We start from the raw sequence: 22,401 nt of genomic DNA, 5'->3' as shown, positions 1-22,401 counted from the left end.
GAAGAAAATTGACCTATTTCCTGTTTCACCCAGTCTCAAAAACCGAAAACCCATAAAAGTAAAAAGGCCCTGAGTTTTCAGGGCCTTTTTACTTTTATGGGTTAAATCACCTTAGAGCACTACGCCTTCGGCTACTACTTCTTGCACTTCAGGAACCATCCGTTTCAAGAGGTTCTCAATACCAGCTTTTAAGGTTACGGTAGCTGATGGGCAGCCGCTGCAAGATCCTTGCAGGTTTACAGTCACCACACCTTCTTTGTAAGAACGGAAGGTGATGTTACCGCCATCTTGCTCCACCGCAGGGCGCACGTAGTTTTCCAGCAGGTCAATCACTTTCTGGGAAATTTCGGTGTCTTCAGCAGAAAGGTCAGCGGGTACCTCGGCCGCGGCAGAAGCCGCAGTGGTAGTAACCGGGTTTCCTATGAAGATAGGTCCGCCAGCTTCAATGTATGATTTGATGAACGTTCTAAGCTCTGGGATCAAATGCGCCCACTGCACCGGCGAGTTCTTGGTTACCGTAACAAAGTTGCTCGCGATGAACACACGGGATACATAGTCAAAGTTGAACAATTCCTGTGCGAAAGGAGAATCAACAGCACTTTCCAGAGTTGGATAATCCACACTGCCGCCCTCACCCAGCAAGGTAGAGTTCAGGACAAATTTCATTGACTCCGGGTTTGGGTTCGCCTCAGCGTACACAGAAACCGGTTTGGTTGTATTATCAGTCATGGCTGTCTTCTTATTTATAGTAAAAACTTACCGTCAGGTATTTAAGTTTCCAAAATTAGTGAGAATTTCCGACACCTGATAGTTACTTCTTGGGTACCGCCTTTCTGCGTTTTAAGGCACGTTTTGCGAAAGGAAGGCGAATACGCTCCCCCTTTTCATCAGAAACCGTTACTTTAGCCTTATTCTTTGTTTCATTAACCCGCGTGCCTATGCTTTTTGCCACTGTTCTACTGGCAACCACCCCTCCAGACGTGCCTGGCTTCCTGATTGCTCCCTTTGCCTTATTAATTGGCTTGATTGCAACCGGCCCTATTTTCTTCCCTGATTTCTGGCATCACCACTTCAAAAAAATCTCAGTAGGCTTGGGTCTGCTGGTGTTGGCTTATTACCTGTTTGTCTTGCATGACACGCACCTCCCTGCCGAGACCCTGGCTGAGTATGCCTCCTTTGCCATTTTACTTAGCTCCCTCTACATAGCCGCCGGCGGTATTTACATCAACGCCAACGCCAATGCCACTCCTCTGATCAACGTAGGAATTATGTTGTTTGGCGCCATCATCGCCAATGTGATAGGTACCACCGGTGCCTCACTCCTGCTCATCAGGCCTTTCATCCGGTTGAACAACCACCGCATACAGCCGTACCAGATCGTTTTCTTTATTTTCATTGTGAGCAATGCCGGCGGACTTCTAACCCCATTAGGCGATCCGCCCCTGTTCATTGGCTTTCTGAAAGGGGTGCCGTTCTTCTGGACACTGCAGCACCTTTTCACGCCTTGGTGTATCGCCGTTGGCGCGCTCTGCCTCATTTTCTTCATCCGAGACAGTCGCAACAAACCGCAATTCAAACCAAGAGCCGAGGTGGTGGCAAAAAACGAGGCCAAAACGGAGTTCTTCTTCACGGGCAAGCGTAACCTTCTCTGGTTAGCCGTGATCATCGGGGCCACTTTCCTTAATCCTTCTTCTTACGAATGGCTGCCTTATATTCCCTTAGAAGGAGGAATCAAGGTTTCTTTTGTGCGCGAAATAATCCAGTTAACCGCGGCTTTGCTTTGCTTTAAATTTGCCAGCCGCACGGCCCTTAACGGAAACCACTTCACTTTTGACCCTATCATGGAGGTGGTATTCCTGTTCTTCGGGATTTTTTTTACCATGATGCCCGCCCTGCAGCTATCTGCCGAACTAGCCTCCTCTCCCGAATTTGCCGCTAAACTGACGCCCTCCGTCTTTTACTGGGTGACGGGATCCCTTTCCGGAGTTCTGGACAATGCCCCTACCTACGCTAACTTTTTATCACTGGGCATGGCCAAATACCACATGAACTACGCCAACACCACCCAGGTCCATGACTTTGCCTACGGCTTAGCCCAAAACCCCGAAACCCTTCTGGTTTTAGAAGCGATCTCTATTGGAGCAGTCCTCTTCGGCGCCATGACCTACATCGGAAACGGCCCAAACTTCATGGTGAAAGCAATCGCCGAGCAAGCCGGCATCAAAATGCCTCCTTTCTTCCAGTACATGTTCAAATACTCTTTGGTCTATTTGTTACCCGTGCTAGTTTTGATCTGGATCTTGCAGATTTTGTAAGGTTTTGAACCTCCTAATTACAAAAGGGCTTTGGGGCAGTTTTGCAAGAAACTGCCCCAAAGCCCTTTTGATTTAATTAAACATTTCTAAAACGCATTTGAGATTAGCGCCTCACTGCAGTTACAAACTGCAGAGCATGGTAGGTCCAAGTCACAGACTTGAACCATGGAAAATGGTGGTCATGAAACTTCAAGTTGGAAGATGCCTTTTCCAGTCTTTCGGCAGAGCGCCTTTGTTTTAGACCTGGTGCCGCGCATGCGGCAGGCCTACTGGCCAAGGCTAAAACAGAAGCGCGAGGCCGGAAGACGAGGCCCCGCGGCCTTGAGCGCACCAAAGCAAAGCTGCAACAACAAAGACCCTCAAAAACTGTAAAGCCGAAACGCCAGCAAAAGCCCTCACATTCCCCTAAAACCAATTTGGGCCTGCTTTCCAAAAAACAGGCCCAAATCCAAGTTCTATTCTACTCTATTCGTCCGCTGTCTCAGCACAAAATCAGCGAGCACCAAGGCCGCCATAGCATCCACAATCGGGACCGCCCGAGGAAGTACACACGGGTCATGCCGTCCTTTTCCCTGCAACGTGATTTCCTGCCCACTTTGGTCAATAGTGGTTTGAGGCTGCAAAATGGTTGCCACTGGTTTAAAAGCGACTTTGAAGTAGATGTCCTGCCCGTTAGAAATCCCACCTTGGATACCACCCGAGTGGTTCGTGCGGGTTCGCACGTTGCCTTCCTCATCGGTGTAAAAGACATCATTGTGCTGCGAGCCGTACATACTCACACCTTCAAACCCACTGCCGTACTCAAATCCTTTCACGGCATTAATGCTCAGCATGGCTTTGCCCAACTCCGCGTGTAGTTTGTCAAAAACAGGCTCTCCCAAGCCAGCCGGAACACCTTTGATCACGCAGGAAACCACACCTCCCACCGTATCCAACCTATCACGGGTTTCCTCAATGAGCTGGATCATGGCTTGGGCGGTCTCTGGGTGAGGGCAGCGCACAATGGTACTGTCTACCTGACTTAGATCTAGTTGAGTGTAGTCGGCAGGAGCATGAATGGGACCAACCTGAGAGACATACGACGTAATCTGAATGCCCTGCTGCGCCAGAAACTTCTGGGCTAACACGCCAGCCGCCACCCGGGCCAAAGTTTCCCGCGCCGAGCTTCTGCCACCGCCCCGGTGATCACGGGAGCCATATTTAGCGGTGTAGGTGTAATCTGCGTGCGACGGACGATACGCATTCTCTATGTGCGAGTAGTCATGGCTTGCCTGGTCTTTGTTGAAAACGGCTAATGCAATAGGGGTTCCTTGTGTGTGGCCATTGAAGATACCAGAAAGAATCTGCACCTGGTCTTTCTCGTCACGCGGGGTGGTGATCTTGGACTGACCAGGACGCCGGCGGTCCAAGGCAGCCTGGATTTCTTCAATGGAGATAGGAAGTCCGGCGGGGCAGCCATCCACAATCACGCCAACCGCCGTTCCGTGCGATTCTCCAAAGGTGGTGATCCGGAATATAGATCCGTATGTATTACTCATTTCCTCTTTAGTATGAAAATAAACAAAGCTACTCCCAGCATGACGCCTAACACCACGTTGGTGTACAGGCGCACTTCCCTGAATTGATCTATGCTGATAAGCTCATTGCTTTCTGTGGCGGCAATATTGTAAAAATCGCCCACATCTTGGGCCCTAATAAAACTATTTTGGTCTTCCTGCCCCCGCACCTGCACGGTTAACGACGGCTGAAGCGTATCATATCTGGCAGTAACCGGGTTGAAATACACCCATTGGAAGAGCTCTTTCAACGGGAACTCACCGGCTTCTCTGCCCACAATGAAGTACCGGAAAGTCTTGTTTCCCACTAGCCTGCCCTGGGAAATCTGCTGGTTCTGCCTGATCTCGGGAGAATAAATTTCCAGTTCGCTGGAGACAGCCAAACTCTGCGGAGTAGGCAGGGTCCTTATGTTTCCTTCTCCTTCAATCCGGAGGTGATATATAAGGTTTTGATTCAGGGAGATAGTCCTACGGGACAACTGCTCCTCTAACCTGAACACGCCTACCGCTACCTGGTCGCGCAGAGGGTGTGGGGGAAGGGTTCTTACCGTCACCTCTTTACTCTGGGTTGAGTAGGTCTTGTATTCTGGCAATCGGTTCTGGGTGAGCAACGAAGGGTTCTTGGCCACTTTGTACTTGATCATTTTCAAGCTCACGGCCGGAAAACGGAGAGGCTGCGGCGTAATCGGGAATAAAATGGCCTCGTACAGCTTATAGCGGGTAAACCCTTTCTCCCCTATTTTAATTTTCTCGGGCAGGATCTCCTCTTGCTGCACCACTTCCTCTAAGGCGCTCCGCTGCTTGAGCTGCTGCACAATGGCCACGATCTGAGTTTCAAACTCATGGAAATCCAGAAGGCCCAGATCCGTATCTGCCAGGTAAAACCACAGGGAGACCGGCACCGCCTCTCCCACAAACACTCTTCCTTTGGGCACATGCAAGGTCAGGAAAGCATTCTCCTTCACCTCCACAAACTCTGGTGCGGCCACCGTGCCGGGTACGGGGGCCAAACTGTCTTTGGCGTGCACACTTGGTGGGGCAGTTGGTCCTACTTTCACTTTGACGCCGGGAGCAGAAACACTCTTACCGTCTACCAGCAAAGTGAAGGGCTTTACAGTCACCTCGCCTTCTTTCAGGGGAGCATATTGCTGGGTAAGGGTGTATACCACCGAGGTCTTGGCACCTTGGGTGTACGTGGTGGTAAAAGACTTTTGGGTACTCTTCTGCAGTCCCTCAATCTCGGGAAAGCCTTCTACTTTGGTGGGCCTGGTGGCAGGCGACTTTAAAGAAATAGTGAAATATTGGTCAATGGGAATAGCGGTGGGCCCATACTCTATGGAATGGGTCTGGGCCATCCCAAAGGCCGCCCAGCACATACACCACAGCAAGAGAAAAACCGCTTTTTTCATTCGTTTTAGGTAAAACAGCCACAAAACAGCTGTCTTCTACTTTTCACAAAAGTACACATTACCGGGCAGCCCTTCCCCTTTCTCAGGGTATAAAAAGGAAGTCTAAATCAAATACTTCAATTTTTTTTCCACTTTTTTTCACTGCCCCGAAATCCAGTGAAATATCTATCGTCGTAGGTCTCGCTAATTCCGCCGGTTTACGCCAGCTGAATTGAGCTTTACCAATAGCTTATCGAAGCGCAGGTAATAAAAATTGTTTCATCTTCAATTTTAAAACTATGGCAAAAAACACAAATTCAGTCCCTGAGCAGGATTTCATGCAGGGATTGAAGAACTCTCTCAACCGACGTTCTTTTCTGCAGTACACCGGTGCAGGCGTAGCCGCCTCAGCGCTTTTATTAGCTGGCTGTGATGACGATGATGACGCGCAGAGCGGCCCCGACATGACCGGTGCCGTGAACCTAGGCTCCGGCGATGTAGGTGTCCTGAACTACGCGTATGCCCTGGAGCAATTGGAAGCTGCCTTCTACACCGCAGTAGTGGCCCTGCCAAACTTCTCTACCTTGTTCACCAGTGCCGTTGAAAGACAGGTATTGACTGACATCCGGAACCATGAAGTAGCGCACCGCGAGTTCTTCAAAGCCGCCATCACCAGCGCCGCTCCCAGCCAGATCATTCCTAGTTTAACCCCTGTTCTTCCGGCCGCTAACCTGGCCAGCCGGGCCTCTATTCTGGCGACTGCCAAAACCTTTGAGGACTTGGGCGTAGCCGCCTACAACGGTGCGGGCAAACTTCTTTCAAACCCTACCTTCTTAGGTCTTGCTGGCAAAATTGTTTCAGTAGAAGCCAGACACGCGGCCGAGATCAGAGACATGATTGAGAACGGCACATTTGCGAGTGGCCCCGCCGGCATCACCTCAGGGAACATTGTAGATGCCAACGGATTGGATGTTGCCTTAACACCAACCCAGGTGTTAGCTGCCGCGCAGCCTTTCATCAAGGAAATGATCAACGCAAGCAATTTGCCAACCACTTAATCATCAGAAAGCCATGAATATCTTCAATATACTAAAAGAAGTAGAGAAAGTAGATCCGGAAATCTTTGAACGTATAGATCCGCGCAGAGCCGTTTTCAAACATTTTGGTGGCTTTGGCAAGAAACTGGCCGCTGCTGCTATTCCGGTAGCTTTTGGCTCTATGCTGAACAAAGCCTATGGTCAGACGTCAAATCCATCGGTACGTGAGGTGCTGGAGTTCGCGCTTCTGCTTGAAAACTTGGAATACCACTTCTACCTGCGGGCCGCGGCCACTGATATCTTCCCAACACCGGCAGGAAAAACAGCTTTTGGGGTAATCCGCGACCATGAGAAAGCACACGTAGACTTCTTACGGTCTGCCATCTCAGGCATGGGCGGTGCTGCCCCTACTACTTACACTGATGCCAGCTTTGACTGGACGGCTAATGGTATATTAGGCAATAACACCTTCACCAGCTATCCTACCATGCTGGCTGTAGCCCAGGCTTTTGAAGACACCGGCGTACGCGCGTATAAAGGAGCTGCCCCGGCCCTTATAACCAATGACATGGTGTTACAGGCTGCCCTGCAAATACACTCAGTAGAAGCCAGACATGCGGCCCACCTTCGCCGGATGCGCAGAGACATGACGAATGGGATTGCCGGTCTTAAGCCATGGATTACCTTAAAAGACAGAGGCGGTCTTCCGGCCGAGTTCCAAGGAATTTATGACGGCGAGGAAGTAACCAGCCAGGCAGGTGTGAACCTGGTGGGTACCTTTGGCGGAATAGCGATAGATGCCAACGCTGCGTCTGAAGCTTTTGATGAACCACTAACGGTAGCACAGGTAAATGCAATTGTTGGTCCATTCATTGCTTAACACCTAAGTAAAATACAAAACAAAGTACAAAAAGCAGGTATCTCCTTTGTGAGTGCCTGCTTTTTTGCATTAATAAATTGTAAAATCAGTATAAAATTTTAGACAATCCGTATAAAAACAGGAATTAAAAGTAGCATATTTGTGTCTGAAACATATCCTATCAAAAATCATTTAATATTATTTCATTTAAAGCCATGTTAGAGTACGTGAAATTGATTTTGGACAAAGTAAGTTTTGACTCCAGTCTGTTTGAAAAAGAGCTGAGAAAAAACATGCGTTTGTTAATGCACAAAGAGTTGGAAACTCTACGTGAATGGTGCTATAATCGCTTCTCCGGCTCTTACAACACAATCTTAGATGAGGCCTTCGGACCCGTGCTAGTCGCCTAAAGGCTGGACTAGGCCATTCTCCACAAAAAGCAGGTTACGGGTAAGCCCTTCAAAACCCGTGCGTTTAACCGCTGATTTCCTAAAAACATTCTGAAACACCTCCTGGGTGAGCTCCAACCAATCGCTTTTAGAAAGGTGGAGCAACTCTGGGTGGGGCGCAAAGGCAGGTTCCCGGTGCGCCTTGCTAAACCGGTTCCAGGGGCATACATCCTGGCAGATGTCACAGCCAAAAACCCAGTTCCCAAATTTCCCTTCTACTTCCTGCGGAATCTGGTCTTTCAACTCAATGGTAAAATATGAGATGCATTTGCTGCCGTCTACCACGTACGGTGCCGAGATGGCATCGGTGGGGCAGGCATCCATGCATTTGGTGCAGGTACCGCAATAGTCTTTAATTGGCCCGTCCGGCTCCAGTTCCAAGTCCAGGATGAGTTCGGCAATGAAAAAGAAACTGCCCACTCCAGGTCTGATGAGGTTGCTGTTTTTTCCTACCCACCCCAGGCCGCTCTTCTTGGCCCACACTTTATCCATCACCGGGGCAGAGTCCACGAACACCCGGCCGCCCACCTCGCCAATCTCTTCCTGAATGAAATTGAAAAGGGTCTTCAGCTTGTCTTTGATGACAAAATGATAGTCCTGGCCGTAGGCGTACTTTGAGATCTTGAAGGAGTCTTCCCGCTGTGTCTCCTCCGGAAAATAGTTCAGCAGCAAACTCACCACCGACTTCGCCCCTTCCACTAACAGCCGCGGATCTAAGCGTTTGTCAAAGTGATTGGCCATGTAGTGCATCTTGCCGTGCATGTTCTGGTTGAGCCAATTTTCTAGCCGTGGCGCCTCTTCCTCCAGAAACTCCGCCTTGGACACACCGCAGTACATAAAACCCAGTTCCTGGGCCTTCTGCTTGATGAGTTGCGTGTGTTTGGGAGCGAGATTGAACATGGTGCTTTGAACGTTTCCGTTTCTGGAGAACAAAATTGGGGGAAAAGAATTTCAGTTATCAGATTATTTCTGCTTTCAGGCAGATTTCGCAGAAACAGATGCAAAACGCCGCTCTTTGTTTGATGCCCGTAAGGTTATTCTTGATTTGGGCTGTCTACTACAAACTAACCTTCCACTGTTATGCAGAAATTATTATTTACGCTACTATTCCTTCTACTGGTCTTTAGCTCTCAGGCGCAGGAAAGTAATAAAGCTTCTACTCCACAGGGCAAGACTTTACCTAAAACGTTTCGCCCTAACCAGAAATGGAACTATGCTCAGGCTTACCGAAGTGGCAATCTTCTGTATATATCTGGCACGGTAGCCAGTGGCCCCATGGACCAAGCCATTGACAAAGTGTACCGCACGTTACAAGCCACTTTGAAACAGTACCATCTGGATTTCACCCATGTGGTAAAGGAGAACCTATACACCACCAACATGGAAGAAACATCTAAGCACCATCTAATTCGGAAGAACTTTTACGGTACGCATACGCCAGCCGCCACGTGGGTGCAGGTGGTACGCCTGCTGGAGCCAAACACGGTGCTGGAGGTAGAGTTGATCGCCGAGATTGAGAAAACAGAATGAGATTACTCCTAAGAAAGAAGCCCCAACCTACATGGCCGGGGCTTTTTTCTTGGTATTACTGGGAAATACCTTACTACCTATTCAGCATTGTCAAACAAGGTACCGCTGCGCACGTGGTTAGGTGGAATCTTGCCTAGGTGACGGTAAGCGGCTTCGGTGGCTTCACGGCCCCGGCTAGTACGCTTGATGTACCCTTCCTGAATAAGGAAAGGCTCGTACACCTCTTCAATGGTCTCTGCTTCATCACCACAGGCCGTTGCAATGGTAGAAAGGCCTACTGGGCCACCCTTGAACTTGTCTATGATGGTACTCAGAATGCGTTTGTCCATTTCATCCAAGCCGCTTTGATCTACGTCCAGAGCATTCAGGGCGAATTTGGCAATCTCCACGGTAATGGTTCCATCGCCTTTGATCTGGGCAAAGTCGCGGGTACGGCGCAGCAGGTTGTTGGCGATACGGGGCGTACCACGGCTCCGGCGGGCAATTTCAAAGGCGGCATCCTCATGGATAGGCGCTCCTAAGATCTCGGATGACCGCTGCACAATAGTGGTCAACAACTTGGAATCATAGTACTCCAAACGGGAGTTGATCCCGAAACGAGCCCGTAACGGCGACGTTAGGAGACCAGAACGCGTGGTGGCACCAATCAGCGTAAACGGATTCAGGGTAATCTGCACAGAACGGGCATTTGGTCCCGAGTCCAGCATGATGTCAATCTTATAATCCTCCATGGCGGAGTACAGGTACTCCTCCACAATAGGGTTCAGGCGGTGAATCTCGTCAATGAAGAGCACGTCGTTGCGCTCCAGGTTGGTGAGCAAGCCTGCCAGATCGCTGGGTTTATCCAGTACCGGACCAGACGTGATCTTTATGTTAGAACCCAGTGAGTTAGCGATGATATGCGACAGTGTGGTTTTTCCAAGACCAGGAGGTCCGTGCAGCAGCACGTGGTCCAGGGCCTCACCCCGCATAATGGCTGCACCCACAAACACCTTCAGGTTTTCCACTACCTTTTCTTGCCCGGTAAAATCGCTGAAGTCTAACGGACGAAGGGCCCGGTCTAACTCGCGTTCTGTAGGGGAAAGCGCATCAGCGCTGCCTTTTAAATAGTCTTCTCTCATGATAAAATCTCTTGGCAGTAGTGCACAGATTCAGATGTAAAGATAACAATCAAAGAGGGAAAAACGGTCCAAACCCCTTCTAAAAAGCCTCTCTTTTTGCTATTATTTTTACTAAAACTCAATGAAATCTAATATATTTAGCAACCATTGTCGACAATCACCCTTCATGTTGAAGATTATTAGTTCAGGACAAATTTGTTAGCTGGGTATCCTGCCTAAGAGGTCTCTTCCTTCCACCCGGACCAAGCAAGAGTTGTGTCATTCCTCCATTTAGGACTTGTTTTCGAAAAAAAAGGCCAGAAAGAAAAAAGCAGTCACGTTTCCGCAACTGCTTTAAAGACCCTTGAACTAGGGTTGGTTTCTTAAAACCTTTATTTAAACGCCTGAATGCCGGTGATGTCTGCGCCGGTAATCAGTAAATGAATGTCATGGGTGCCTTCGTAGGTAATTACGCTTTCCAGGTTCATCATGTGCCGCATGATCGGGTACTCACCGGTGATACCCATTCCGCCGTGAATCTGACGGGCTTCGCGGGCCACGTGGAGCGCCATGTCCACGCTGTTTCGCTTGGCCATGGAAATCTGCTGGGTAGTAGCTTTTCCTTCGTTCTTGAGGGTACCCAGGCGCCAAACCATGAGTTGGGCTTTGGTGATCTCGGTCACCATCTCGGCTAGTTTCTTTTGGATAAGCTGGTAAGAAGCGATGGGTTTATCAAACTGGATGCGCTGCTTGGCATAGTTCAACGCTGATTCATAGCAATCTATAGCCGCCCCGATGGCTCCCCACGCAATACCGTACCGAGCCGAGTCCAGGCAACCCAGTGGTCCTTTTAAGCCATCAATGTTGGGCAGAAGATTTTCTTTGGGCACCTTCACGTTATCAAACACCAACTCGCCGGTGGTAGAGGCCCGCAAACTCCACTTGTTGTGGATCTCGGGGGTGGTAAACCCTTCCATGCCGCGCTCCACAATCAGTCCTTTTATACGACCTTGCTCATTCTTGGCCCACACCACCGCTACCTGGCACTCGGGGGAGTTAGAGATCCACAGTTTGGCGCCGTTAAGCAGGTAATGGTCGCCCATGTCTTTGATGTTAGTGACCATGCCACCGGGGTTGGAACCGTAATCTGGTTCTGTCAATCCAAAACAGCCCAACCACTCGCCACTGGCTAACTTAGGCAGGTACTTGCGGCGCTGCTCCTCAGATCCGTAGGCATAGATGGGGTACATCACCAATGAGCCCTGTACCGAGGCCGTGGACCGCATGCCGGAGTCACCACGCTCAATTTCTTGCATGATGATGCCGTAGCTGATGTAGTCCAGGCCACCCCCGCCGTATTCCGTTGGAATGGTAGGCCCAAAAGCTCCCACCTCGCCAAACTTAGGCACAATCTCAGAAGGGAAATGCGCGTCTTGGGCCCATTTCTCAATGCTTGGGGAAATTTCGCGCTTCACGAAGTCGCGCATGGTCTGCCGGATGAGTTTATGCTCATCGGTGAGCAGGTCGTCTAGGTTGAAATAATCTGGGGCGCCGGAGTTGTCTGAAGCCATGGGTAGTAAGGTTAACTCTGATGTCTGTTTTCAAACTTAGCAAGAAACCGCACCTCTGCCAACACTTGTTAGCAAAACCTTTCACGCTATTGGTGTAGGTCTTCGTTATCGGGCTCTTTTCTTGAAATCAGGGCGGAAACAAACCTCGGTCACCTATTTCCCCGAGTTGTAGCTGACTTTCAGGTTTTGGTAGACTTGCCCTAATTGGGCAATCTCCTGCCCGTACTGATGCAGGTTGGTCTGTCCGGCAAACGCCTGGTAGCACTTCGGACCCAGGGCCACAAGACTAGATTGCCAGGCTGTCCACTCTGGTAAGTTTTGCAGCTGCTGTCCGTAGTACTGATTGAAGGCCTGTACCAGGTAGTGCTGGGTGCGATCTTCCACTAGCTCTCCGCCAGGGCCCAGCACAAAGATGGCCATGGGCACGATCATGTCATGGCCAGTGGGGTCCAGCAATTGCCGGTCCTCAAACAAGACCCGGCTCCGGAGCCAATCCTGCAGCCCCACCAGGCCCAGCGAGGGATCTACCGGTTGCCACTGTTTAGTGGCGGCATCGTACACTTCCAGCCAGACATGGTCATTGTGCTGCCGACCAAATACTGACCCTCTGTTTCCTTTTTCCTGCACCAACTTTCGGGCACTCTCCTGCCGTTGCGCGCTTTCTTTATGGAGGTTGATTTCCTGCACCGTGCGTTGCTGCACCTGCAGTTCTTTCAGCATGGCTTTGGTGATGGAAGCCAGCTCAGCGCAGTTCCCTCCACCCCGGGCGATGATCTGTTCCACCGTGCGCTTCTGGTAATCGGTGGCTTTCCACTCGAAATGCTGCACCAGCCAATGCACCACTTTCTGGGTCTTGGCGTAATCGGTAGGCGAATCGGCGGTGAATTCCCGGGCAAACTGCCGGTAGTCCCGCTTGATCAGTTGCAGCCAGTCTGCGTCTGTTTTGTGCTGCGCTGTAGCCGTTGAAACAACACAGAAGAATGCCACAAGGAGTAGTAAAGGGAAAAGTTTTTTCATAGATGGTTTAGTATTCGGGGCAGGTTATAGATTGGATGAGAGAACGCTTGTAGGTCATAGACCCAAAAAAATCGCCGAAGTTGCATCTTATGTGCAACTCCGGCGATTTACGCTTCCAGTAAGGGTGAAAATCTAACCAAACACCCCAAATTCATCTTTAGGGCTGTTTCTATGAAAGAGGCTTAGAAACGCAGGCTAATTTGGGCCATGTAATTACGAGGGGCTTGCGGAAAGTAGTAGTTGTAGTCATAACGGGTATCATCACCGGTGTACAGTTCAGAGAAGGTGTAGCCATTGGCTTCGTACACTTCATTGAACACGTTGTTCACCAGCAAACCTAGTTCTACTTCCTTTACCGAAGGCAAAGGTTTGAAGCGGTAAAATACCCGCACATCTCCTACCTCGTAGGGCTTAAGCCGGCGGTTCTGGCTGGCCGTGTTGTCCAGGAACTGCTCGCTCACGGTCTTGTATTGCAGTTGGAACCGGAGGCCGCTCAAAGGCTGCACCTCTAACTGAGTGGAGGTTACCACACTTGGCGAGTAGGAAATGGTGGTCTCTTCATAGCTATTGGTCACTTCTCCTTCCAGGTCATAGTCTGGGGTGTAGCGGTAGAGCGTCTCCCCGAAGTTCTTGATCCGGTTGCGGCTGAGCGACAGGTTAGAGGTAAAGCGGGCAAACTCCCCTACTCCAATCCCGGCCGCTAACTCTACCCCGGTACGGTAACTTTCCGCAATGTTGGTTCTAAGCGGGGTGCCTACATCATTCACCTGACCGGTAAGCACCAGTTGGTCCTTATAATCCATGTAGAAATAGGTTAAGTCAGCGGAAAGGCGCAACGGCAAGCCTATCATTTCGCCTAAAGGTTGGTTTAAGCGGTAGCCGGCTTCCCAGTCTACCATGCGTTCGGCCTTGGCCCGGTCATTGGCCGGACGATCGGTGAAGTCTGAACGGGTAGGCTCCCGGTGCCCTACTGCCACAGAGGCATACAGGTTATGGGCGTCAGACACGTTGTAGGTGATACCAGCTTTGGGGTTGAAAAACTCATAGTTGGCCCTGGTAGTGACATCGCGTTGGTCATCATCGGTGCCTTTTAGGCTGTAGTCCACGGTACGTAGTTGCAGGTCACCAAAGAAGCCTAGTTTTTCGGTGGCTTGCAGCATTACTTTGCCATACACGTTGAAATCGGTTTTCAGGGCATCTCCGTCATAGTAGCGGTGCCGTGGCCGGATGGAGGAGGCATACTGGGCCCAGATCACTTCCCCGAAGTGCGCGCCTTTGTACCGGTTCCAGCCGCCACCCAGAACAGCCGAAAGCCTGCCGGGGCCGCGGTACTGCAATGCGAAGGTGGTACCGTAGAAGTCATTGTCCAGCCATTTCTGCCGAACCAGGTCGGTTTCTTCAATGGTGGTGCTACCTACGGTTAAAGCAGGCATGTTGTAATCTGCAAAATCTTCACCGGCCTTGTAATTCTCATAGAACCCAAATCCGCGGGTATAATGCAGGGCCGCATTCAAGGATAACGCTTGGCTGAATTCGTGGCCGTAGTGTAACTGGTAATGGTACTGCTGGTAATCGTCTACCTCATTGCCGTAGGGGGTGTCTTCGCCCATCTCGGTACCGGCAGAGTTGTACCGGCGGTTTGTTTCCAGGAAATCCTGGGGTATGCCGTTCCAGGCCTGATAGGTTTTCTCATGTCCTCCAAAGACCACTACTTTCAGCAGGTCTTTGGTGCCATAGTAGCCACCCGAAAGGTAAAACGACTTCAGGTTAGAGGAAGCCCGGTCAATGTAGCCATCAGAAGTAATGCGCGACAAACGGCCATCCACCGCAAATTTGCCACCCAGCAAGCCGGTGCCAAACTGCACGTTGTTTTTCCAGGTGTTGTAAGACCCGTAAGCGTTGTCGGTGCGAGCGTAGGCCTCGGGGCTGGCATCCTGGGTTTGTAGGTTCAGGCTTGCGCCGAAAGCTCCCGGTCCGTTGGAAGACGTCCCTACCCCGCGCTGAATCTGCACATCCTGCAAGGAGGAGGCAAAATCTGGCATGTTCACGAAGAAAACGCCGTGGCTTTCGGCATCATTCACCGGTATTCCGTTCACGGTCACGTTGATGCGGGTAATGTCTGACCCTCTGATGCGCATGCTGGTGTAACCCACCCCGGCTCCGGCGTCTGAGTTGGTCACCAAAGAAGGCGTGTTTTCCAGCAAATAGGGCAAATCCTGGCCAAAATTGCGGCTCTCCAGTTCCTGCTTGCCCACGTTGGTGTACGTGGTGCCGGTTTTCTCATTGGCCCGGGTGGCCGTTACCAGCACTTCTTTGGTGGCCACGCTAGTACGGGTAAGCCCCAAAACCAAGGGTTGCGAAACGGGCAAGGTCACCGATTGAGAAAGGGTGGCGTAGCCCAGGTAGCTTACTTGCAAGGCGTATTCACCGGCTGGGAGGTTGGAGAAAGTGAACCGGCCGGCGGCATCGGTGAGGGTGGCACGGGTACCTGTGGAGAGCGAAACGGTACTTCCGGTAAGCGGTGCTTGCGTGGCGGCGTCTAAAACGCGACCCGACAATGTGTTCTGTGCCATGGCAAACCAAGGCAGCAGGCAGCCCAAGAGGAGGGCTAAAGCTTTTTTCATGTGAAAAAGTGAAAAAGATAAAACAACCAGGAGCCACCAGGGGCCGGTGCTCCCACTCTGTTTTGTTTCCCTTGTTTTTCCCTTCGCCGGCATTACCCGGATCAGGTTCAATGGGTATGATCTCAGCCCGTTATATTAAGGCACCCCTAAACTGAGGCAAAGCTACGCCCGCCTTTTATGAAAACCAACCCGCCAACAGAACTTAAAAGATTTTTTTGCCTCAGCAGTCAACATAGCGAGGCTGCCATACGTTGAACAGAAAAGAGTCGCCAGCCCGGCTGTGGATGTGATGTGAGACTTTTAACTCATCGGATTTTATGATGATCGTATACTCTTTGGCCATGTTTGCCTTGATAGCTTTTCTTGCGCTGGCCCCCCGTAAAAGAATTAGTGTGCCACCACAAGATGACAACGACGATGACGGAGGCGAACCAATCAATGATGGTTTACCCGATCTGGACCTTCCACCAGGCATTTGCCTGCCTATCAATGACTGGGAACCTGATTACAACAGGCCGTCGGTGAAGACCACCATTTGACCTGATCAGAGTAGTGCAATTGAAAAACCCGAAAGCATGGCCAAGAGCTAAGCTTCCGGGTTTTCGACTTTTTAGGCTTTCCTCAGGTAATTTCCTCGTGGTTTCCAGAAAACGCCTTCAAAGCCGTAGTTGGAACGCACAAAAAAACGGCCAATACCGGGGTAAGGTACTGGCCGTTTCTATAACGTTGAGGTTGCTTATTTTTTGGCTACCGCTTCTTGCTTGGCTACCAGTTCAAGGTTCAGTTCCACGTCATCCATGATGGCTTTGTCGCCCAGGTTCTCAAAGAAGTTACCTGACCGGAATTTAATGTCCCACTTGGTGCGGTCAAATTTCAGGGTGGCTTTGGCGGTGGCTACCCCTTTTTTCACGGTTACCAGGGCCGGGAATGAGATCTGGTTAGAGATGCCTTTGATGGTAAGATCGCCGGTTACGGTGTAGTTGGCGGTACCAGCCTTGGCATTCTGTCTTGGTGTAAGGTTGGTGATTGAAAACAGAGCGGTTGGGTTTTTCTCCACGGAGAAGAAATCGTCTGATTTCAGGTGGTTCACCAGGTTCTTGTTTGAATTGCCTTGCAGGTCATTGCAGGTAATGGAGGTCATGTCCATGATAAAGGTACCTCCGCGCAGGTTGGCTTTGTCCATCAAAATGGTGCCGCTGGCCAAGGTGATGTTTCCGTTGTGCTCGCCGGTAACTTTACGGCCCACCCAGGTGATTTTGCTTTCGGCAGGAATTACTTTGTACGACTGTACAGCGGCCGCTACCACGTTTTTAGGGGCTACAGCTTTCTCTGGAGAACCCGGCTGCACCATTTTAAAGGCAGAAACCCCAACAGTGGCCGCTACCAGAACAGAGAGTAACATTTTTTTCATGGCAAAAACTCGTAAGAGGTTTAGTATAAGGTTGTAAGTTAAAGAATTAAAACAACAGTTAACTTCTGATTTTGTCTAGCAGGTTGCTGAGTTGCTCGGCATCCTCAGAAGACAAATTCTGCAAGCCAAACTGGCCTCCTACAGTGATAGAGTCCATTTCCTGCAGAAGGTTTAAGCCTTTCTCGGTGATGAGAATATCTACGGTGCGCCTGTCGGTGGGGCATTGCTCGCGGGTCACCAGTTTCTTGGCTTCCAGTTTGTCTACAATGCGGGAGGCATTAGAGGTTTTGTCCAGCATGCGCTCAATGAGCAGGTTCACGGTGGCAGGCTTTGGATGCTGTCCCCGCAAAATTCGCAACAGGTTGTACTGCGGCAGAGTCACGCCGAAGGGCTTGAACAACGCCGCCTGTCTTTGTTGCAGCCAGTTAGAGGTAAACACCACGTTAATGAATGCTTTCTGATAGGCATCTTTAAAGGAACTCTGCTTTATTTCGTCTTCTATTTTCATCTTCAAGGCTCCAGTTCTCAGGTTTATTCAAATATATGTAGCTACCCCAAAATCAGCAACATAGCTACCGTATTTATATAGGAGGCCGCAAAGATACAACCAACATCTGGCATCCTCTGTGCGTATTGCCCGTGAATCTACTTCTAAAGGCAAATGACAGACATTTTTCTGGTTTCATGGGCTGAATTGTTTTCCAGCCCCGAGAACATGATCCGGTACGGCGGCCTCACGCTCATTCTGATTGTAGTTTTTGTGGAAACCGGTTTGCTGATTGGGTTGGTCATTCCGGGTGGAGACTCGCTTTTGCTGGCCACCGGCCTGCTGGCGGGCGCCGATATCCTGAAAGTACCCGTGGGCGTACTGCTGGCTAGCATGACGGCCGCCGGCGTGGCAGGCGACCTGCTGGGTTACAGCATTGGCAAACGGATGGGCAAAAAGCTCTACCACAAACAAGACACCTGGTATTTCAAGCGCAAGAACTTGGATCGGGCTCAGAAGTTTTACAAGGAAAAGGGCAAGTCCGCCCTGGTGCTGGGCAAGTTTGTGCCGGTAGTACGCACTTTTAATCCGTTGCTGGCGGGGGTGACGGGCATGACGTTGGGAAGGTTTGTGCTGCTCAGTTTTGTGGGCACCGCCCTCTGGATTTGCTCGCTGGTACTGGCTAGTTACTACCTAGGGCAGCAGTTTCCGCAGCTGAAAGATTACCTGCACTACGCCATTCCGGTCATTATCTTCCTGTCTGTCCTTCCGGGAGTTATCCAGTATCTGAAAGAACGCAGAAAAGAATCTAATGCTTAGACTTGGTGCCAGAACCAACTGCTTTTCGCCTGTTTTACAGAAATCATCGTATAAATACCCACACAACACGTTATCATATGCTACCACGTTTCATTTTAGCTGGCGGCCTTTTGCTGGGGATTTTCCTTTCCCCGGTTTTAGCCCAAGCCCAGAATGCCTCCATTGGAAAAAGCCAAAGCGGCCGTACCACCAATACCAGTGTCGCCCCTTTGCGCCAGGGAATCATCATGCGCAACGGAAAAATGATGGAGATAAAAGGCAAAGACTTTATCCCTTTAACCCAAGCCAGAACGTTTCCTAACGGAGCCACGCTGCAACCAACTGGGGCCTTCACGGCAAGCGGGGGCGAGGCAATCCAACTGAACGAAGGCGACCATGTAGACTTGAAGGGGACCGTTCACCGCACAACAGTCATCACCCATAAAAGCACCACTCTCACTGGCGACACCACCGGCATAGGAAAGGAACTGATGCAGGCCCAACAGGCGAAAGAGCAGTTGAAGCTTTTACAAGAGAAACAGCGCGTGCTGCAACTTAAGACCGAACTCCTGCAGAAAACCGCCCAATCCAAACCCAACCAGACAGAGTTGAAGAAACTGGACGCAGATTTGGCCAAACTACAACAGCAGCTAGCCGCTGAGGAAAAGAAAAACCAATAGGAGCTTTCTGCCGCCAAAACAACCCAAATGTGCCCCATATTTTCAGTGTGCCTACAGCAAGACTTCTTCTGCTTTGGGTACACTTTTTTGTTTTTGGGGCTTGAAATTTACTCTTGAAGCTAAAAACTCATAAATAGAATTATATAAATATAAGAAATAGTGTTTATACCCAAAATCAAGCTATTTCTTGTACTTTATATAGCCTTTAAAATTTAGACCCGTAAAACAGGGGGTACTTAAACCAATTTTCAAATACCCCCTATGAAAAAAACCAACGTATGGATGCTCTTTTGGGCATTATTAGTCAGCAGCACGGCTTTTGTATCTTGTGATGACGATGATGAAGATGCGGACCTGAGCCAGGATAACGCACGAGTAGCCACCTTTCTGCAGAGCGCCGCTCAAAGCGACATGTTTGAGATTACCACTGGCACCATGGCTCAGAACAAAGGAATGACCAGCGATGTGAAGATGTTTGGCGAAATGCTGGTGGAGGATCACACCATGACTTCTGAGAAAATCATGGAAATGGCCGATGAAAGAGATGTGCAGCTTCCTACCACTCTGCCCCCAGCCAAAGTGACCATTGTAAACCGTTTGCAGGGAGAGTCTGGAATCGTGTTTGACAAAGACTTTGCGGCGGCACAGGTTCAATCTCACCAAGAAGCCATCACTCTCTTTGAAACTGCGGACCAACAAATCAGCGACCAAGAGGTTCAGGCGTTCATTGATGCCACGCTGCCAGCTCTAAGGATGCACCTACAGCATGCCCAAGAAGTAAAAACCAAAGTAGACGCTATGTAAGCCCTACCATTCAGTCAGATTAAACAGAAAGCCCCTTGTCTTTGCAGGCAAGGGGCTTTCTGTTTTTGATGATGAAGTATCTTTAGGGTTGTTCCACGGGGTACAATCTTCCTTTTTCTTCCCGCACCAATTGAAAAGGTTCATCTTTGACTACCAGCATCCCGTCAAGGTCCAGCAAGTGCACCCTGTGGGCCAGTTGCAGCGCCGACCAAATACCCATGGACGTTTCCATCATGCAGCCGATCATGGTTTTCAACCCTAGCGAACGGGTCTTTTGTAAAATGGCCAACCCGTTAAGGTACCCGCCGGCTTTCATCAGTTTCATGTTCACCCCGTGGAACTGCTGCTGCAGAAGCTCCCAATCGGCGTGGTCTGTTACAGACTCATCAGCGTACAGGTCGTAGGGCGAGCGTTTCTTTAGGTACAGGTACTCTTCTTCCAAGGTGGAAGGCATGGGTTGCTCAATCATGAGGATGGGGTACCTTTTAAGGCCCTCAAAAAAACGCATCAGCGAATCTGGGTCTTGCCAGGCCTCGTTGGCATCTATGATCAACCCCTGCGAGGTGGCTTTGGTGACCTCAGACAGCATATCCAATCCGCTTTCCTGGTTTACCTTCACTTTTAGGTATTCAAACCGGTTTAGGCCGTGCTCTTGGGTGAAGGCGGCAATTTTGCCCGGGTCCATGATGGGGTAAGAGTACGCAGTGGGAGCCGAGGAAACAGGCTGCACGCCCAGGAACTCGGGCACCGTCTTCCCGCTTTTCTTGCACAAGTAATGCACAAAGGCAGACTCAATGGCAAACCGAAGGGCAGGCAACACCGGGTGCAGCGTCATGAGGTGCTGCAGTTCTTCCACAGATCCTACCTGGTCTAAGCCGTTGGCTTGTAGTTTCTGGAATTGCTCCTGCAGAATATCGGGGGTTTCACCGTAGCGGGTGTTGGGGGCGGCCTCTCCCCTGCCCTGAAACCGTTCGTCTCCAACGGTCACGAAAAGGTTGGTCTTTACATCGGAAGCGTTTCGGGAGATCTTCCAGGTGTAACGGAGGGTGAGGTCCCGAGCCTCCAGATTCCATAGTAGCATAGTGAATGGTAGCGTTTGCAAAGCCCAAGTGTAGTAAAAAAGACGCAAAGGCCAATAAAAAACGTGTTTTTGGGTTCTTCTTCCAAAAACAGCCCCAGAACGCCCGGGCTGTTTAGGAACCGGAAGAAAAAAGTATATTTGTAGGTTCCAAGACGTGTAACGGTCTAAAGGACCGTCAACCCAACCAAAAAAACCTCTGCTTTTCCCCTTTTTCAAGGGAAAGGAGCTTAACTCATTTATGAAAAAATCCACGCTCGCCTTATCGGCTTTTGTGATTCTCACAGTGGCAATTGTGCTCACACTGTGTCAAAACTACGGCTATATAGCCTTGCCTGAAGTGGCGCTTACCGCCATCCGGTGGGTAGGTATTGCCGTGCTCATGCTGTTTGCCAAACAGAAGAAGTCCCTGACTACTTGGATTCTGGTGAGCATGGTCATTGGCGCCGAGATCGGCTACAGCTTCCCAGACTTTGCCCAGGGCCTGAACGTTTTAAGCAAGATTTTCCTGAAGATGGTGAAAACCATCATCGCGCCGCTCATTTTCGCCACGTTGGTGGTGGGTATTGCCGGCCACTCTAACCTGAAACAGGTAGGCAAAATGGGCGTGAAAGCCTTGGTGTACTTTGAGATTGTGACCACTATCGCTTTGTTCATCGGGTTGGCCGCCATCAACCTGAGCCGGGCCGGCGACGGTATTGTGCTCAAAGGTCAGACCAGTGACGAAATCACCGCCCCACCTGCCCAAACCTGGCAAGACATCGTTCTGCACATCTTCCCGGAAAACATCGCTAAATCGGTGGCCGAGGGGCAGGTACTGCAGATTGTGGTATTCAGCGTGCTCTTCGGGATTGCCCTGGCCATGCTGAATGAGCGCAAGCGCCGGCCTTTGCTGGAGGTAACTGAGAGTTTGGCCGAGACCATGTTCAAGTTCACCAACATCATCATGTTCTTCGCGCCAATTGCCGTAGGGGCGGCCATCGCGTACACGGTAGGCCACATGGGCTTCGGGATTCTGGTGAACCTCTTCAAGCTATTGGCTACGCTGTACGTGGCGCTGATTGCCTTCTTGTTGCTGGTGCTGTTGCCGGCGGCGCTTATCTTCCGGATTCCAGTAAAAATGTTTGTGCAGGCCATCGCCGAGCCGGTTTCCATCGCTTTTGCCACCACCAGTTCAGAGGCTGCTTTGCCGCGGGCCATGGAGGCCATGGAGTCTATCGGCGTGCCGCGCAAGATTGTCGCGTTTGTGATGCCGATGGGCTACAGCTTCAACCTTGACGGTTCCACGCTGTACTTGTCGCTGGCGTCAATCTTCGTTGCGCAGGCCGCCGGTATTGAGATGCCGTGGGAACAGCAGTTACTGATGGTGTTCACCCTGATGCTGACAAGTAAAGGTATTGCCGGGGTGCCGCGCGCCTCGCTGGTGATCTTGCTGGGTACCGCCGCCTCGTTTAACCTGCCGGTAGAACCTATTTTCATCATCCTGGGCATTGACGAACTCATGGACATGGCCCGTACCTCAGTGAACGTGATCGGGAACTGCCTGGCTACTGCCGTGATTGCCCGTTGGGAAGGTGAATTTGTGGACCTGGATGCCCCAAGAGCCCTGGAGACCGTTTAACGCAGAAGTTTTCCGCTAACGGATATCTTTTGGCGCAGGAAATTCGTTTCACCTTCACTGTGTTCTGTTTTATCCG

General features: G+C 50.5%; 22 protein-coding genes and 1 riboswitch. Of the genes, 11 read left to right on the top strand and 11 right to left on the bottom strand.

Annotated elements, in window-relative coordinates; translation table 11 throughout:
* Positions 1-111: 111 nt before the first annotated feature.
* A complete protein-coding gene (locus ACW9SV_RS16285; protein WP_479557819.1) occupies positions 112-729 on the bottom strand; it encodes a NifU family protein in 618 nt (205 codons plus the stop codon).
* A gap of 209 nt (positions 730-938) precedes the next feature.
* Here ACW9SV_RS16285 and ACW9SV_RS16280 point away from each other — a divergent pair, with 209 nt between their 5' ends.
* Together ACW9SV_RS16280 and ACW9SV_RS16275 are read left to right on the top strand one after the other, a co-directional pair.
* Positions 939-2,315, top strand: a complete 1,377-nt coding sequence (locus ACW9SV_RS16280) for a sodium:proton antiporter (RefSeq protein WP_479557818.1) — start codon at positions 939-941, stop codon at positions 2,313-2,315.
* Positions 2,316-2,516: 201 nt separating this feature from the next.
* Positions 2,517-2,687 (top strand): hypothetical protein, encoded by a 171-nt coding sequence (locus tag ACW9SV_RS16275; protein WP_479557817.1) that lies wholly within the window; start codon positions 2,517-2,519, stop codon positions 2,685-2,687.
* Positions 2,688-2,770: 83 nt separating this feature from the next.
* Here the strand turns inward: ACW9SV_RS16275 and aroC are convergent, their stop codons facing one another.
* On the bottom strand, positions 2,771-3,853 hold the full coding sequence (gene aroC / locus ACW9SV_RS16270) for a chorismate synthase (protein ID WP_479557816.1): 1,083 nt from the start codon (positions 3,851-3,853) through the stop codon (positions 2,771-2,773).
* The gene (locus ACW9SV_RS16265; protein WP_479557815.1) at positions 3,850-5,280 is read right to left on the bottom strand and encodes a BatD family protein; all 1,431 of its coding nucleotides are present in this window, start codon (positions 5,278-5,280) and stop codon (positions 3,850-3,852) included. Before ACW9SV_RS16265 ends, aroC begins: the two co-directional genes overlap by 4 nt.
* A gap of 278 nt (positions 5,281-5,558) precedes the next feature.
* On the opposite strand from ACW9SV_RS16265, the gene ACW9SV_RS16260 reads away from it, so the two are divergent.
* The 3 genes from ACW9SV_RS16260 to ACW9SV_RS16250 all read left to right on the top strand — a co-directional run bounded on the left by ACW9SV_RS16260 (position 5,559) and on the right by ACW9SV_RS16250 (position 7,565).
* The gene (locus ACW9SV_RS16260; RefSeq protein ID WP_479557814.1) at positions 5,559-6,317 is read left to right on the top strand and encodes a ferritin-like domain-containing protein; all 759 of its coding nucleotides are present in this window, start codon (positions 5,559-5,561) and stop codon (positions 6,315-6,317) included.
* Positions 6,318-6,330: 13 nt separating this feature from the next.
* The gene (locus ACW9SV_RS16255) at positions 6,331-7,176 is read left to right on the top strand and encodes a ferritin-like domain-containing protein (protein ID WP_479557813.1); all 846 of its coding nucleotides are present in this window, start codon (positions 6,331-6,333) and stop codon (positions 7,174-7,176) included.
* Positions 7,177-7,370: 194 nt separating this feature from the next.
* Positions 7,371-7,565 (top strand): hypothetical protein, encoded by a 195-nt coding sequence (locus ACW9SV_RS16250; protein WP_479557812.1) that lies wholly within the window; start codon positions 7,371-7,373, stop codon positions 7,563-7,565.
* Here ACW9SV_RS16250 and queG read toward each other — a convergent pair.
* Entirely contained in the window at positions 7,554-8,504 is a 951-nt protein-coding gene (queG, locus tag ACW9SV_RS16245) for a tRNA epoxyqueuosine(34) reductase QueG (protein WP_479557811.1), read from the bottom strand. The genes ACW9SV_RS16250 and queG overlap by 12 nt on opposite strands.
* Positions 8,505-8,684: 180 nt before the next feature.
* On the opposite strand from queG, the gene ACW9SV_RS16240 reads away from it, so the two are divergent.
* Positions 8,685-9,134, top strand: coding sequence for a RidA family protein (locus tag ACW9SV_RS16240; protein ID WP_479557810.1), 450 nt, complete (start codon positions 8,685-8,687; stop codon positions 9,132-9,134).
* Between the two features lie 77 nt (positions 9,135-9,211).
* On the opposite strand, the gene ruvB is transcribed toward ACW9SV_RS16240, so the two are convergent.
* From ruvB to ACW9SV_RS16220, 4 genes are all read right to left on the bottom strand, one after another.
* A complete protein-coding gene (ruvB, locus tag ACW9SV_RS16235) occupies positions 9,212-10,255 on the bottom strand; it encodes a Holliday junction branch migration DNA helicase RuvB (protein ID WP_479557809.1) in 1,044 nt (347 codons plus the stop codon).
* Between the two features lie 371 nt (positions 10,256-10,626).
* Positions 10,627-11,805, bottom strand: a complete 1,179-nt coding sequence (locus ACW9SV_RS16230) for an acyl-CoA dehydrogenase family protein (RefSeq protein WP_479557808.1) — start codon at positions 11,803-11,805, stop codon at positions 10,627-10,629.
* Between the two features lie 153 nt (positions 11,806-11,958).
* Positions 11,959-12,822 (bottom strand): transglutaminase-like domain-containing protein, encoded by an 864-nt coding sequence (locus tag ACW9SV_RS16225; protein WP_479557807.1) that lies wholly within the window; start codon positions 12,820-12,822, stop codon positions 11,959-11,961.
* 182 nt (positions 12,823-13,004) lie between these two features.
* Positions 13,005-15,446 (bottom strand): TonB-dependent receptor, encoded by a 2,442-nt coding sequence (locus ACW9SV_RS16220; protein ID WP_479557806.1) that lies wholly within the window; start codon positions 15,444-15,446, stop codon positions 13,005-13,007.
* Between the two features lie 60 nt (positions 15,447-15,506).
* Positions 15,507-15,604, bottom strand: a riboswitch (TPP riboswitch).
* Between the two features lie 159 nt (positions 15,605-15,763).
* On the opposite strand from ACW9SV_RS16220, the gene ACW9SV_RS16215 reads away from it, so the two are divergent.
* A complete protein-coding gene (locus ACW9SV_RS16215; protein WP_479557805.1) occupies positions 15,764-15,985 on the top strand; it encodes a hypothetical protein in 222 nt (73 codons plus the stop codon).
* Between the two features lie 197 nt (positions 15,986-16,182).
* Here the strand turns inward: ACW9SV_RS16215 and ACW9SV_RS16210 are convergent, their stop codons facing one another.
* Positions 16,183-16,857 (bottom strand): YceI family protein, encoded by a 675-nt coding sequence (locus ACW9SV_RS16210; RefSeq protein WP_479557804.1) that lies wholly within the window; start codon positions 16,855-16,857, stop codon positions 16,183-16,185.
* A 58-nt stretch (positions 16,858-16,915) separates the two neighbouring features.
* On the bottom strand, positions 16,916-17,365 hold the full coding sequence (locus tag ACW9SV_RS16205) for a MarR family winged helix-turn-helix transcriptional regulator (RefSeq protein WP_479557803.1): 450 nt from the start codon (positions 17,363-17,365) through the stop codon (positions 16,916-16,918).
* A gap of 153 nt (positions 17,366-17,518) precedes the next feature.
* Between ACW9SV_RS16205 and ACW9SV_RS16200 the strand changes: the two genes are divergently transcribed.
* The 3 genes from ACW9SV_RS16200 to ACW9SV_RS16190 all read left to right on the top strand — a co-directional run bounded on the left by ACW9SV_RS16200 (position 17,519) and on the right by ACW9SV_RS16190 (position 19,626).
* Complete coding sequence (locus tag ACW9SV_RS16200; RefSeq protein WP_479557802.1) at positions 17,519-18,163, top strand: DedA family protein; 645 nt, start codon at positions 17,519-17,521, stop codon at positions 18,161-18,163.
* Positions 18,164-18,240: 77 nt separating this feature from the next.
* Positions 18,241-18,822, top strand: a complete 582-nt coding sequence (locus ACW9SV_RS16195) for a DUF6799 domain-containing protein (protein ID WP_479557801.1) — start codon at positions 18,241-18,243, stop codon at positions 18,820-18,822.
* A gap of 261 nt (positions 18,823-19,083) precedes the next feature.
* Positions 19,084-19,626, top strand: coding sequence for a DUF4142 domain-containing protein (locus tag ACW9SV_RS16190; RefSeq protein WP_479557800.1), 543 nt, complete (start codon positions 19,084-19,086; stop codon positions 19,624-19,626).
* A gap of 82 nt (positions 19,627-19,708) precedes the next feature.
* Here ACW9SV_RS16190 and ACW9SV_RS16185 read toward each other — a convergent pair whose 3' ends face one another.
* Positions 19,709-20,707, bottom strand: coding sequence for an enolase C-terminal domain-like protein (locus ACW9SV_RS16185; RefSeq protein WP_479557799.1), 999 nt, complete (start codon positions 20,705-20,707; stop codon positions 19,709-19,711).
* 238 nt (positions 20,708-20,945) lie between these two features.
* On the opposite strand from ACW9SV_RS16185, the gene ACW9SV_RS16180 reads away from it, so the two are divergent.
* Positions 20,946-22,325, top strand: coding sequence for a dicarboxylate/amino acid:cation symporter (locus ACW9SV_RS16180; RefSeq protein ID WP_479557798.1), 1,380 nt, complete (start codon positions 20,946-20,948; stop codon positions 22,323-22,325).
* The last annotated feature ends 76 nt before the right edge of the window (positions 22,326-22,401 follow it).

It is taken from the genome of Rufibacter sp. JT20002 (genome assembly GCF_056491185.1).
This window is presented reverse-complemented; position numbering and strand designations above follow the sequence as displayed.